The organism is Chamaesiphon sp. OTE_8_metabat_110, from assembly GCF_031382685.1.
Lineage (GTDB): Bacteria > Cyanobacteriota > Cyanobacteriia > Cyanobacteriales > Chamaesiphonaceae > Chamaesiphon.
On the sequence record NZ_JANMZA010000067.1, the window covers coordinates 1 to 13,129 of the forward strand.

General features: G+C 47.9%; 15 protein-coding genes. 7 read left to right on the plus strand and 8 right to left on the minus strand.

Features of this window, described 5'->3' with window-relative positions:
• On the plus strand, positions 1–985 hold a 985-nt coding region (locus RMO52_RS02680), incomplete at its 5' end, for a hypothetical protein (protein ID WP_310410648.1).
• A 9-nt stretch (positions 986–994) separates the two neighbouring features.
• Here the strand turns inward: RMO52_RS02680 and RMO52_RS02685 are convergent.
• Positions 995–1,186 carry a hypothetical protein gene (locus RMO52_RS02685; protein WP_309742451.1) on the minus strand — a complete coding sequence of 64 codons (192 nt, stop codon included), beginning with the start codon at positions 1,184–1,186 and terminating at the stop codon, positions 995–997.
• A 26-nt stretch (positions 1,187–1,212) separates the two neighbouring features.
• Here RMO52_RS02685 and RMO52_RS02690 point away from each other — a divergent pair, with 26 nt between their 5' ends.
• The gene (locus tag RMO52_RS02690; protein WP_310410650.1) at positions 1,213–1,959 is read left to right on the plus strand and encodes an SIMPL domain-containing protein; all 747 of its coding nucleotides are present in this window, start codon (positions 1,213–1,215) and stop codon (positions 1,957–1,959) included.
• A 205-nt stretch (positions 1,960–2,164) separates the two neighbouring features.
• On the opposite strand, the gene RMO52_RS02695 is transcribed toward RMO52_RS02690, so the two are convergent.
• On the minus strand, positions 2,165–2,728 hold the full coding sequence (locus RMO52_RS02695; RefSeq protein ID WP_309742453.1) for a hypothetical protein: 564 nt from the start codon (positions 2,726–2,728) through the stop codon (positions 2,165–2,167).
• Between the two features lie 198 nt (positions 2,729–2,926).
• Here RMO52_RS02695 and RMO52_RS02700 point away from each other — a divergent pair, with 198 nt between their 5' ends.
• The 3 genes from RMO52_RS02700 (at position 2,927) to lysS (ending at position 5,858) form a co-directional block, all read left to right on the plus strand.
• On the plus strand, positions 2,927–3,238 hold the full coding sequence (locus RMO52_RS02700; RefSeq protein ID WP_310410652.1) for a YraN family protein: 312 nt from the start codon (positions 2,927–2,929) through the stop codon (positions 3,236–3,238).
• A 669-nt stretch (positions 3,239–3,907) separates the two neighbouring features.
• Positions 3,908–4,204 (plus strand): Mo-dependent nitrogenase C-terminal domain-containing protein, encoded by a 297-nt coding sequence (locus RMO52_RS02705; RefSeq protein ID WP_396134862.1) that lies wholly within the window; start codon positions 3,908–3,910, stop codon positions 4,202–4,204.
• A gap of 97 nt (positions 4,205–4,301) precedes the next feature.
• Positions 4,302–5,858 carry a lysine--tRNA ligase gene (gene lysS, locus RMO52_RS02710; RefSeq protein WP_310410654.1) on the plus strand — a complete coding sequence of 519 codons (1,557 nt, stop codon included), beginning with the start codon at positions 4,302–4,304 and terminating at the stop codon, positions 5,856–5,858.
• A gap of 102 nt (positions 5,859–5,960) precedes the next feature.
• Here lysS and RMO52_RS02715 read toward each other — a convergent pair whose 3' ends face one another.
• On the minus strand, positions 5,961–6,728 hold the full coding sequence (locus tag RMO52_RS02715; protein ID WP_309739938.1) for an SGNH/GDSL hydrolase family protein: 768 nt from the start codon (positions 6,726–6,728) through the stop codon (positions 5,961–5,963).
• 33 nt (positions 6,729–6,761) lie between these two features.
• Here RMO52_RS02715 and purU point away from each other — a divergent pair, with 33 nt between their 5' ends.
• On the plus strand, positions 6,762–7,619 hold the full coding sequence (gene purU / locus RMO52_RS02720) for a formyltetrahydrofolate deformylase (RefSeq protein WP_310410656.1): 858 nt from the start codon (positions 6,762–6,764) through the stop codon (positions 7,617–7,619).
• Positions 7,620–7,759: 140 nt separating this feature from the next.
• Here the strand turns inward: purU and RMO52_RS02725 are convergent, their stop codons facing one another.
• The gene (locus RMO52_RS02725) at positions 7,760–8,524 is read right to left on the minus strand and encodes an MBL fold metallo-hydrolase (RefSeq protein WP_310410658.1); all 765 of its coding nucleotides are present in this window, start codon (positions 8,522–8,524) and stop codon (positions 7,760–7,762) included.
• A 133-nt stretch (positions 8,525–8,657) separates the two neighbouring features.
• Here RMO52_RS02725 and RMO52_RS02730 point away from each other — a divergent pair, with 133 nt between their 5' ends.
• A complete protein-coding gene (locus RMO52_RS02730) occupies positions 8,658–9,989 on the plus strand; it encodes a cytochrome P450 (protein ID WP_310410660.1) in 1,332 nt (443 codons plus the stop codon).
• A 192-nt stretch (positions 9,990–10,181) separates the two neighbouring features.
• On the opposite strand, the gene RMO52_RS02735 is transcribed toward RMO52_RS02730, so the two are convergent.
• The 4 genes from RMO52_RS02735 to RMO52_RS02750 form a co-directional block, all read right to left on the minus strand.
• A complete protein-coding gene (locus RMO52_RS02735; protein ID WP_310410662.1) occupies positions 10,182–11,345 on the minus strand; it encodes an LptF/LptG family permease in 1,164 nt (387 codons plus the stop codon).
• A gap of 36 nt (positions 11,346–11,381) precedes the next feature.
• Positions 11,382–12,110, minus strand: a complete 729-nt coding sequence (gene lptB / locus RMO52_RS02740; RefSeq protein ID WP_309741952.1) for an LPS export ABC transporter ATP-binding protein — start codon at positions 12,108–12,110, stop codon at positions 11,382–11,384.
• A 37-nt stretch (positions 12,111–12,147) separates the two neighbouring features.
• Positions 12,148–12,885, minus strand: a complete 738-nt coding sequence (locus tag RMO52_RS02745; RefSeq protein ID WP_309741951.1) for an LptA/OstA family protein — start codon at positions 12,883–12,885, stop codon at positions 12,148–12,150.
• A gap of 3 nt (positions 12,886–12,888) precedes the next feature.
• On the minus strand, positions 12,889–13,129 hold a 241-nt coding region (locus tag RMO52_RS02750), incomplete at its 5' end, for a hypothetical protein (RefSeq protein WP_310410664.1).

A 13,129-nucleotide genomic window follows, 5' to 3' on the forward strand; every position in this document is an offset into this window, starting at 1 on the left:
CTTACTATATACTCTCGAAGCGGGGGAAGTTGGTGGGATCTTTACGCTCGAACGATTTGCCCCTGCCGTCCAGATTGGTGGAGCCGCTAAACCCGAACTACGCCCCCAAACTCGCGAAAAAAGATTATTTCACAGTGCCGATTTCAAAGTCGATCGGGTAGATTTTCACCCCGAGTATCAGTTGATTGCCTGTGCGGCGATCGCTAAAGATGGTACCGCCAATATCGCCACGATGCCAGTCAATGCCGTACATCTAGCACTAGCAACCGAAGGCGACTCGATCGATCTAGCTCCCAAATGGATTCCGGGTTTTCGGCGGGCGATCGTCTTTCAATCAGCGGGAATCGGACGCGATGGTACAGGACAGATTATCGAGCAAAAGCATTCGACGATCGAGCAATTGGATCTCGATCGGCAGGAAGTAATTACCCTCGCCAGCGACCCCAAATACGACCTCCTCAGCCCGCAAATGACTGCGGATGGTACTTTATACTATATTCGCCGTCCCTACCGCTCCCTGCGCCAACGCGTGCGGTTTTCGCAGATCCTCAAAGATTTCCTGTCAATCCCGGCGCGGTTGGTATCCGCAGTATTTGCCTGGTTGAATATCTTTACCCGCAGTCATACTGGCAAGTCGCTCCTCTCAGCCTCCCCATCCCCACATGTCAATCGCCACCAGATGGTAGTTTTGGGGCGCTTAGTCGATGTCGCCACGGAAATGGAGCGCAACAGCCGATTTGGCGATGCTGATTCGCCGTCCCTAGTCCCCCGTTCGTGGGAGTTGATCGAGCAATTTCCGCATCGCGAGCCAAAAGTCATCGGACATGGTGTACTCGCTTTTGATATCGGCGCAGAGGGTCAAATCGTCTACAGCAATGGTAGTGCGGTATACGGCATCATTCCTGGGGGTGTCGCCCAGCGGCTAGTCGTCGATCGACCGATCGAGCAAGTCGTACTCTTAGATTTAGATAATCATCTCAATTAACCTAGGTCGCTACCTCGTAACCTCAGCGGTTAGAAACCGCCGCTGGGAATGCAAAGTCCGCCTACGCGGACTAAAAGATTCAGTCCGCGTAGGCGGACTTTGCATCATCAGCCCCGATTTCAATCGGAGGCTTTCAGGAATCACCGATCGAGCCTTGGTAGTTAATGTTGAGGCTGGTGACTTGTCATCATGCCGAAACAAATTATTTTTTGTGTGAGTCTCGATCGATGGAAAGCACTGGATTTCGGTATCGGTTTCCCCAACTGTTTGCTGGATTAACTTTATTGTCTGCTTCGCTAGTTGCTAGCTCTTTTCTCTGGGCGGGAGCAATTCGGAATATGAAACGCGTCGATGATGCCCTGCTGATTACTGGTTCTGCTAAACGCCCGATTAAATCCGATTATATTGTGTGGAGGGTAGCGGTTTCCAGCCAGCAACCGACAACTCAGGCAGCTTATCAAGAACTCAAAACGCAGATCGCTAGAGTTCAACGTTATCTCAAAGATGCCAAAGTACCCGAATCGGAAATTTCACTCGATTCGCTCCAAACATCCGCACTTCCCGAACTGATCGATGGTAAGGAAACTGGTAAAACCTCCGCCTATAGACTCACTCAAAGACTAGAGATTCGATCGAGTCAAGTCGATCGTTACTCGAAATTATCCCAGCAAATTACCGAACTTATCAATGAAGGGATTACCCTCACTTCCGAGCCACCAGAATATCTCTACAACGACTTAAGTAAGCTGCGAATCGAGATGATCGCCGAAGCTACCAAAGATGCCAAAGCTAGAGCCGAATCGATCGCCAAAAGTACAGGCAATCGCGTCGGTGGCGTGCGGAGTGCCGATACTGGCGTCTTCCAAATTACCCCCCGTTACTCAACTGCGGTGAGTGGAGAAGGTCGCTATGATACCAGCTCGATCGAGAAAGATATTACCGCAGTGGTATCGGTTAAGTTTGGAATTGAGTAACGATTATTTTGCCCACATTCCGCACTTCAATTTTTCGCTTGCGTAGGGCGTGTTTGGAGCACCAGATCGAGCCTGGGCGGTGCGTTACCCTGGCGGGATAACACACCCTACCAGATGCGAAAAACAAGGCTTTTTAGGCAGCGATTTTATGAAGTGCCGAATGTGGGATTTCGATCGATGAGTCTAGCTGCAACCAGTAAACTTATCAGCTTCTAATCTTACCCAGATAGCAGTCATTGAGCCAGATTGCAATTGCTTCACCGACGATCGTTTTGCTACTTTCGATCGGAGGTGTGATGAGATTATCCGCTAGCGGAAAACCCCCAGTCCGCGTATAGATATTTGCCAATCGCCACCCTTGCCTGGTTTGGGATAGAAATAACCAGTGAAACTGCTGCAACTGAGCCGATCGATTGCCTGTATATTGAGTTTCGAGGGTAGTGATAAATACTTGACTGGGCGCAGCCTGGGGAAATTGCGGCGGATACTCGCGACTGACGATCGAAATTGGCTGAAGTTCGGGGACGCTGGCGGTAACGAGATTACTGTAAAGTTTATCGGTGCGGCGACGACGTTGTTGAATCAGTCGATTGGCGTAGCTCGGTAAATCCCGCACTAGGATATTTGCCAGACTATCCAATTTCACGGGACAGATACTCGGTGGTGAGGCGATGTAGCGTACCTCTCCTATCTGCGGCGCGTACAAGCTCTCGATCCGCGCCGCGCACCAACTTTCGAGATTCGGATTACAGATGGCAAGATAATTCAACTTTCAGAGTAAACTGTTTGAGTTATTGACTAATATTCTACTCTCAACTAGCACTCGGTTGAGATAGGGGATAGGGGATAGTGGATATGGGTAAGAGGTAAAAGGTAAGAGGTAAGAGGTAATTACGACTTCCCTAGCTCCCAGTCCCCCAGTCCCCCAGTCCCCCAGTCCCCCCGTCTCCCAGTCTCCCCATCCCCTATGAATACTGGCAAACTCGGCGAAGAAGTTGTCGCACAGTGGCTGCTCGCTCGTGGTGGCAGAGTTTTGGAGCGCCGCTGGCGGTGGAAACGCGGCGAAATCGACTTAATTGCGATCGAGGCTGATACCTTACTATTTATTGAAGTCAAAACCCGGAATCGATCGAACCTAGATGCGGATGGATTACTTGCCATCACACCCCAGAAACAAGCCAAAATCATCAACACCGCGCAGCTCTATTTAGTCAAGCATCCCCAGCTAGCTGACTATCCCTGTCGCTTTGATGTCGCGATCGTTCGCCATCAGCCGTAAAACCGCGCGATTGCCGGTCCGGGAGGCTGCGCCAACGTCGGCACGCCACTGCATAGCACGATCGACCTGGAGAGTGGCGAGTGCCTATTCTTGCTCGATTATATTACTAATGCTTTTGACGCATAAGTTTAAGTTTTGTGCGACCCGCTCGTCGATCGTGGGCAAATGATGCACAAAGATGCTATGCCAACATTGGCTATGAAATCGCGATAAAAATATTCCCAAAGAGATAATACACCGGATGAAACATCCAAGTTTGGAGGTAAACTAATTGGGGATCGTTATTTTTTAATAATTGGTAAATTCTAAGACAAAAAATGTATCGATCGCTACCAAAAAACCTGCCTAAAAATATACGGTAATGAAAATAAATACGCTATGATGGTTCAGTAGATTTACCGTTGTCAGCGCAGTCCCAACTAAGACATGATGCTGATAGTAAGTAAACCTCTACCTACCGATCGGTAGGTACATTGAGGCCGATGACCGAAAATATTAAGTCCGATCGTTCTTTCCGGAAATAGTTCGCGAGTGGCTGTAGTTTATCTCTAGATGAACATTCCATTCAGGAGCTACGTCATGAATAGTTATCTCCTCGATACCATTAATACATCTCATATTATGGGTTCTAATCTATCAACGCTAGCTCGTTTGCTGGCAACTAGAATAATGCCACAGGCAACTATCGATTCGCTACAGTTACCGAAATTCGACCCCCTCAAACCACTGCGTAATTGGTTGGACAATCTCAAAATTTCCAATCCCCGGTTAGCCCACAAACTTTGTAAACTGATCCCTTCTCAATGTCCATTCGAGCGCGATCTCAATTTATTTGGACGCACCCTCTTACACATTCCGCCGATGTGCAAACTCAACCCCCTCTATGAGGAAGTTGTGATGCTCCGATTCAAAGCAATGTGTTATCTAGCCGACGAATGCGGCGAAGACATTAGTGAATATTGCTAATTAAGGGATAGAGGATAGGGGATAGCGAACTAAGGCAGTGAAGTTCGATCGAGCTTGACGTAGAATAGAGAATCCAGCCTAAGTATCGATTCTACATATGTCCAAGCAGCAGTCGCCAGAACAGCCAGAACCACATTCGACACTAGCCGAAATTCGGGCGACCCGCCTGGTTAAAGCCGACAAACTCCGAGAGCTAGGGATGAATCCCTACGCCTACAACTGGGAATCTACCCACCAAGCTGCTGCACTTCAGCTCAAATACGCAGATCTGGCTAGCGGTGAAGAAGTAGATCTCCCAGTTTCGATCGCTGGACGCATTTTAGCTCGGCGCGTGATGGGCAAATTAGCATTTTTTAGCATTCAAGACGAGACGGGTGCGATTCAGCTTTATCTCAATAAGCAGCAAATTGAAGCAGGGATGTCAACAGTCCCCGACGCATTTAGCCATCTCAAACAATTAACTGACGTTGGCGATATTATCGGCGTCAAAGGCACGATCAAACGGACGGAAAAAGGCGAATTATCGATCCTTGTCAACGAGTATGTGATGTTGACAAAATCTTTATTACCGTTACCAGACAAATGGCACGGCTTAACTGATGTCGCCAAACGCTATCGCCAACGCTATGTAGATCTGATTGTCAATCCAGAAGTTCGCGACACCTTTAGAAAACGCGCGCTGATTACTTCCGGTATTCGTCGCTATCTCGAAAATTTAGACTTCATCGAGATCGAAACTCCTGTCTTGCAGTCGGAAGCTGGTGGTGCAGATGCACGTCCGTTTAATACCTACCACAACACTCTGGAGATGCCGCTGTACCTGCGGATTGCCACCGAACTACACCTCAAACGGTTGATTGTCGGCGGCTTTGAGAAGGTATTTGAATTAGGGCGGATTTTCCGCAACGAGGGCGTGTCTACGCGTCATAATCCCGAATTTACCAGCATCGAGGTATATCAAGCCTACGCTGACTACGAGGGGATGATGGCACTCACTGAAGGGATGATTACTACCGTCGCTCAGTCAGTACTGGGAACGCTGGAGATCGACTATCAGGGGACAGCGATTAGTCTGGCTGCCCCTTGGCGGCGAGTGACGATGCACGAGATCGTCAAAGAAGTGACTGGTTTGGACTTTAGTAGTTTTGACTCATTAGAGACAGCCCAAGCAGCCGTCAAAACTGCCGGGATCGGCGGCTGTGCTGACGTTAAAACACTTGGAAAACTTATGAACGAGGTATTCGAGCAAAAGTGTGAAACGACCCTAATTCAGCCCACCTTCGTCATCGATTATCCTACCGAAATCTCCCCCCTCGCGAAACCCCATCGATCGAAACCCGGACTCGTCGAACGGTTTGAATTATTTGCAGTCGGACGCGAACTCGCCAATAGTTTCTCAGAGTTAACCGATCCCGTCGATCAGCGAGAACGCTTAGAAGCTCAAGCCGCGCGTAAAGCCGAAGGCGACAACGAAGCTCACGACATCGATGAAGACTTCCTCACGGCGCTAGAATACGGGATGCCCCCAACTGGCGGCTTAGGCATCGGGATCGATCGATTGGTGATGCTCTTATGCAATTGTGCCAGTATCCGGGACGCGATCGCCTTCCCACTCCTCAAACCAGAACCGAGCGAACAATCTGAAGACACATAAATCAACGTAGGGTGTGTTATCGCGCCAGCGTAACGCACCACCTCTATCTAAAGACGCATAAATAAATAGAAGTAGGGTGTACCGCGTCAGCGTAACGCACCATCATTTTTTATTTTTACCCGATCGATCGAGCCTACCAATTCGTTTCACCAATTCTCGATCGAGCAGTGCATATCCTTGGGGGTTTAAATGTAACTCATCCAAGCGATACTTATCTAACATCATCCCGCGAGCGTCAGCAAGTAGCGGAAAAGTATCAAAGACGATCGTTTTGTCATCAGCTAGAGTGGCAATATAGGTATTGACTTCCTTAATTGCTACAGCGATGTCATCCGACCAAAAAGACTTCCGCTCCAATGGTACTTCGCCAACGGGAAAAATTGTCGTGACGATCGCGACAGCACCCAAACTCTTAGTTTCACTGACGATCCGGTTGATATTCGCCTGACAATTAGCGATAATTTCTTGCTTGCGCTCGGGGAATAAGGCAATAGTTTTAAGATCGTTAACGCCGACTTGAATAACCACGATCTTGGGCTTTAAAAGACGCACATGAGCTGAAAATCGCTCGATCGTCTGAATTGATGTTTGACTGGGAATCCCTCGGTTAATGAACTCATAGCCATCGAGCTGGGGCGATGTCCAACTGGCTGCTCTGGAGTCACCAAAAAAGACGATCCGAGATTTGGTAGAGTTAGTAACTTGCTGAAGATTTTGGGCATAATAGCTCAAGCCTACTGGATCTAACCGAGTTTGATTTAGCTCAAAATAGTATTGCTTGGCGCGATTGTAGAGTAAAAAGTTGATAAAAATTGAACTTCCGAGTAATCCTAATCCCAAAGCGATCCATAGTAGAAAAAATTTGCTCATTCAACTAGACCTAAATATCAACTAATCATCAAGATGAAACCGACAGCTACACTACTATTTTCTTGCCCAGATAGCCGAGGATTGGTTGCTAAAATAGCTAATTTTATTTATGCTAATGGCGGTAACATCGTTCATGCAGACCATCATACCGATTTTAATGCTGGGTTATTTCTCACGCGGATCGAATGGCAAATCGATGGCTTTAATCTCCCCCGCGAACTAATTGCTCCGGCTTTTGGCGCGATCGCGCAACCTTTAGATGGTACTTATCAAATTAGATTCTCGGACACGGTTCCGCGTTTAGCGATTTGGGTTAGTCGTCAAAATCACTGTTTGCTCGATCTAATTTGGCGACAGCAGGCGGGAGAGTTTTTAGCAGAAATCCCCTTAATTATTAGCAATCATCCCGATCTAGAATCGATCGCGCAACAATTTGGCATCGATTATCATTACTTACCAATTACTAAAGATAATAAGCAAGAACAGCAGCAGCGACAATTAGAACTACTCAAAGAATATCAGATCGATCTAGTGATTTTAGCAAAATACATGCAGATTATTAGTCCTGAATTTATCGATGCCTTTCCCAGCCATAATATTATCAATATTCACCACTCCTTTCTCCCGGCATTTGTCGGCGCTAATCCATACCACAAGGCTTATGAACGTGGGGTGAAGATTATTGGGGCAACGGGTCATTATGTGACTTCTGAGCTAGATGCTGGGCCGATTATCGAGCAGGATGTGGTGAGAGTTACCCACCGCGATGATGTGGACGATTTGATTAGGAAGGGCAAGGATCTCGAACGGATCGTGCTGGCGCGGGCGGTACGACACCACCTTCAAAATCGGGTATTGGTATATGGCAATAAAACCGTAGTGTTCGATTAGAGTGAGCAACATTTAAATATCGCTTCATAATGCCTGAAACCTAGCTGGTGGGCAGTGCCCACCCTACATTATCTATTATATTATCGGCCTTTTACCTCTTACCTTTTACCTTTTACCCTTTACCTCTTACCTTTTACCTCTTACCCGATTGTTGCAGCCACTAAGTCCAAATTCATCGGTTTCCAAGGTTGGGGTTCGATCGCTTGAGTAGCTAGAGACTTGGCGGCGAGAGAGTTCTGGAACTCTTTGACTGTGCCTTCCGTATGCAACAGCGACACTAGCAAACCCTCGAACTTGATATCGCCCCCAGCGGCTGTCGGTAAGACAAACTGAGGCTTGAGCAATTCGCACAGGGATAGCGTCGTCGCTCGACCTTTGATGACGGCACCGAGTAATGGTAGCTTGAGATCGATCAGTGGTGTAATGATGACATCGATCGCGGGTTCATTGGCGAGTGCTGGTGAGTGGTTGCCGTGGGGTTCGTAATACAGGCTCTGTTCGCCGCGAATGATATAAGCATTTTCAACTGTGGTGGGGCCGACTGGAGATCCGGGCATTGCTTTGATTTCGATGTCGGCAAATCGGTAACTTTCACCATGAGCGAGGGTTGTAATTTGCTCGTAGCCTAAGTTCTGGATTAATTGAGTCGCATTGGGCGAGCAGACGATCGGGATCGATCGATCTAAAATGGCTAAAGTCGGAGGATGAGCGTGATCGGGTAATCCTTGGGAGATCAAGATCAGATCGATATTTTCGGGCAGCGCTCGATCGACTGTTTTGGTACCATGAAACAACCAGGACTGGTTTCCAAAGATCAGATCGCCCACAATCCAAGGATCTAATAAAATTGTTTTGCCGCTCAGTTCGATGAGCCAAGAGTTGTTATCCAGCCAAGTGAGTTGCATAAAAATTTTAGATCTGACACTATTGTTTATATAATTTAACACTGTGCCGATCGAGATTGCCATGGGCTAGAAGTCTTCGGTGCGTTATCCTGCACAAGTAACACACCCTACCTGCTACATTATTATTATTCTGATGACGATCGAACAACCAGCGACATCGGCTTTACCATTACCGCCAGGAAAATCTGGCTTACCTTGGATTGGCGAAACGATCGCCTTTTTGACCGATCCGGATTTTGCCAATAAGCGCCGCCAACAGTATGGAGCGATCTTTCGGACGCATCTTGTCGGGCGTCCAACGGTGGTGATGAGCGGTGCGGTGGCAAATAAATTTATTTTAGCCACTAACTTTGATAAGTTTTCCTGGCGCGATGGTTGGCCGGATAATTTTAAGGAATTATTGGGAGCGTCGTTATTTTTGCAAGAGGGAGCCGAGCATCAGCGCAATCGGAAGTTATTGATGCCCGCTTTTCACGGTAAGGCATTGACGAACTACGTCACGACGATGACCGAAATTACCGATCGATATCTGACAAAATGGGAGCAAATCAGCGATTTAACTTGGTTTCCCGAACTCAAAAATCTCACCTTTGAAATTGCGAGTGTATTACTGATTGGTAGCGAGCCAGGTGCGGAAACGACCGAGTTGAGTCGGTTATTTACCGAACTGACAAATGGCTTATTTACGATCCCGCTCAATTGGAGCTATACGACTTATGGACGGGCGATCGCGGCACGGGATAAATTGCTAGCCCACATCGAGCAAGTTGTCTTAGAGCGGCAGCAGCAGCCCTCTCAGGATGCGTTGGGATTACTAGTCCAAAGTCAGGATGAGGAGGGCAATCGGTTGAGTGTTGCCGAACTCAAAGTTCAGGCACTACTATTATTATTTGCCGGACATGAGACGACAACTTCGCTGGTTGCCTCGCTCTGTCTAGCGCTAGCCCAACATCCCGAAATTCTAGCCACAGCTAGAGCGGAACAGGAGCGAATCGGGCGAGATACACCGATCTCGATCGAGAGTTTAAAGCAGATGACTTATCTCGATCGAGTCTTGCGAGAAGTCGAGCGGATGTATCCACCCGTAGGCGGTGGTTTTCGGGGGGTAGTTACAGAGTTTGAATTTAACGGCTATCGCGTGCCGAAAGGTTGGCAAGTACTGTATCGGATTCCCGAGGCGCATTTCGATCCGGAAGTTTATCCCGAGCCTAATTCTTTCGATCCGGAACGGTTTAATCCCGATCGTTATGAATATAAGCCGTCAGATTATACATTCGCTACTTATGGCGGTGGCTCCAGGATCTGTATCGGCATGGCATTCGCCCAGATGGAGCTGAAAATCATTGCCGCGATGTTATTGCGCCGCAATTGTTGGGAACTAGTACCCAACCAAAATCTCACCCTCGATCCGATTCCGACACTCCATCCCCGCGATGGTTTAAAGGTTAAGTTTTACAAGTTGTAGCTGTTGCCATATTTGTTAGGACAGTCAGTGCAGGTTAGGGATATTTGCTCGGCTCTAGTACCGCCAACGATTGAAATCGTGGCTCGTATTGCAAAGTCCGCCTACGCGGACTAAGATAATAGTCCGCGTAGGCGGACTTCGTATCATTAGCCGAGACTTCAGTCTCCAGGCTACCCCGATCCCGAACTCACGCTACTTAGCCGCCTGAGCGACCAACCAACCGCCGATGGCGACCCCGATAAAATTTGGTAGCCAGCCAGCCAAAAATGGAGAAATAATCTCAGCTTGACCAAAAGCGGCACAGACAAACATCAGTAAATAATAGCCAAAAATCAGCAGCACGCTCACCCCAAAACTCGTCGCCTTGCCAGTGCGCTGGGGACGAATGCCCATCACCGAACCCATTAACCCAAAAACCAGACACACAAATGGGAAAGCTAGTTTACTCTGGATTTTAACAGCCAAAGACACAATTTTTTTGCGATCGCCGCTGAGTTTAATTTCGTCGGCATAGTTCATTGCTTCACCGATACTCATATCCTCGGGATTTTTATCGACTGCTGCAAAGTCCAAGGGCGAACTGGGCAATTGTAACCCTTGACGTTTAAAGTTAAAAAAGTTGCTGACTGAGGCATTTGGTGAAATTAGATACACCGTGCCATTATAAAAGTCCCAAGTATTTTTAATAGGATCGAGTACCGCAGACTGAGCATTAATAATTTTACTCAATCCTTTATCTTGTTGAGAGCGATCGATAATAGTTAACCCGGTCATGGTTTTGCCATCAAATTTCTCGGCATAAAACAGCCACTCTAGCACCTGTTCTTTTTTGCCATCGCGATCGACTTCTTTAAAAATCGGTCTGACAATATTATCGGTATTAAATGTCGGTTTATCCTCTTTTAAAGCTTGTGATAGAGTCGTCGCGGCTTTTTGGTTGGCGATCGGGACGATCGATTCGCTAAAGACAAAGGTAATCCCCGTTACGATGACGCTCAAGACTACTGCTGGCAAAATTAAGCGATAGACACTCAGTCCACAACTCCGAAAGGCAATCATTTCGCTATCTGCGGAAAATCGCCCATAGGTCATCATCCCGGCGAGTAATAAGGACATCGGGAAAGAATAGACCACAAATAACGGCATTTTCAGCGCCATTACTTCGATCGCGACGGTAATCGGCAACCCAACTTCAGCTATTTTTCGCACGAGGTCAAATAAACCACCAATTGCTAAAACGATCGAAGAAAATGCCCCCACACCGAATAAAAATGGCAAGAGTAGTTGGGTGAAGATATAGCGATCTAGCACCGAAACACCTGGTAGTAAAACTCGCGAGAGACTGAAATTTCTCATGCCGATCGTGCTAAACTTAGAGTACAAAAAAACTGCTTAAACTTGAAAACTAGTACCTAAATAATATTGCCGCACTAAGGGATTAGCATACATTTCTTCACTGCTACCAGAGGCAAATACCTGACCTTCTCGCATGATATATGCGCGATCTGTCACTGCTAATGTTTCGCGGACATTGTGATCGGTAATCAAGATGCCCATATTGCGATCGCGTAATTTGGCAATAATCTTTTGAATTTCGGATACCGCGATCGGATCGACCCCCGCAAATGGTTCGTCTAAGAATAAAAATTTCGGCCCACTCATCCCTGCTGCCAGCGAACGGGCGATTTCAGTCCGGCGGCGTTCGCCTCCCGAGACGCGATTACCCAGAGTATGAGCAACTTTCTCCAAATTGAATTCGGCGATCAAATCCGTTAACCGCCGATCCCAGAGTTTGCGCGGCACATTGGTTTGTTCCATCACTAGCAAAAGATTATCCGTCACACTCAGGCTCCGAAAAATACTCGCTTCCTGCGCCAGATAGCCAATCCCCAATCGCGCCCGCTGGTGAATCGACAAACTCGTAATATCTTCGTCATCGAGCCAAACTTTGCCCCGATTGGGCTTTTCTAGCCCGGTCGCGATATAAAATGTAGTGGTTTTCCCGGCACCATTCGGCCCGAGCAACCCGACAATTTCACCCTGCGCGACTGACAGACTGACACGATTGACAATATTCCGCTTCCCGTAGGATTTATGAATGTTTTCGAGGATAATCTTCACGGGATCGATTGGTGGCGAACGGGCGCACCCCTGCTAACTACTGCTTGTTATTAGTGTCGGGAACGACATAGATAGATTGCACGGGCACCCCAGGTTTTTGTTTGGCGATAAATTGCCCTCGATCGATGAGATAAGTAATCGTCTCACCTTGGAGACTGCTGCCATTTTGAACGACTAGGACATTCCCCGACAGGACAATTTGCCTGCCTTTGATATTATATTGGGCGGTATTCGCCCGCGCTTGGAGCTTTTTGTCGGGGTAGCTGAGTCGGACATTGCCGCTGGCGGTGACTAATTCGGTTTTGGTATTGGCTTCTTGGGTATTAGAAAAGATTGTCAACCCTTTACCGCCTTGTGTGGGGGTGACATAGTTGCTGCGAACTTGTTGTTTGGCTTTAGGATTGGCGATAAATCTCCCTTCATCGATGAGATAAGTGACGCTTTCGCCTGCTAGAGTGCTGCCCTGTTGAGCGATTAAGACATTCCCCGCCAGCACGATGCGTTTTTGCTTGATAAAGTATTGAGCGAGATCGGCTCTAGCGCGAATGTTGCGGCTGGGATAGCGCAATTGGACATTTCCTCTAGCTGTGACAATTTCGGTTTGAGAATTGGCTTCTTGGGTGTCTGCTTGGATGGATAGTCCTTGGGGGTTGGGCTGTTGAGCTTGAACTGGGGTTTGGATCGGTAAGGACGGGACGACCGCCATCAGCGCCGACAGCACGAGCAGCCAGCGCCAATCGAGATAGCGATCGAGTAGAGAAGTTAAGCGTTGCATGTATTAAATCTTATCTGGAATTGGTAGTCCCGATCGACCGACGCGCAAAAACTTCATTGGGGAGTCTCGATAAAGACTTTTTTTGCGATCGAAATCCCTTGCCCTCACCCCCAGCCCCTCTGTCTTGACGCACACAAACGGGAGGGAACCTCCCGTTCGATGCGCCGCTGTCTTGACCCAAACGCACGCTGAGGGAACCTCAGCGCGATTTGGGTCGCTCCCAAGCTTGGGAGCGATTCGCGCA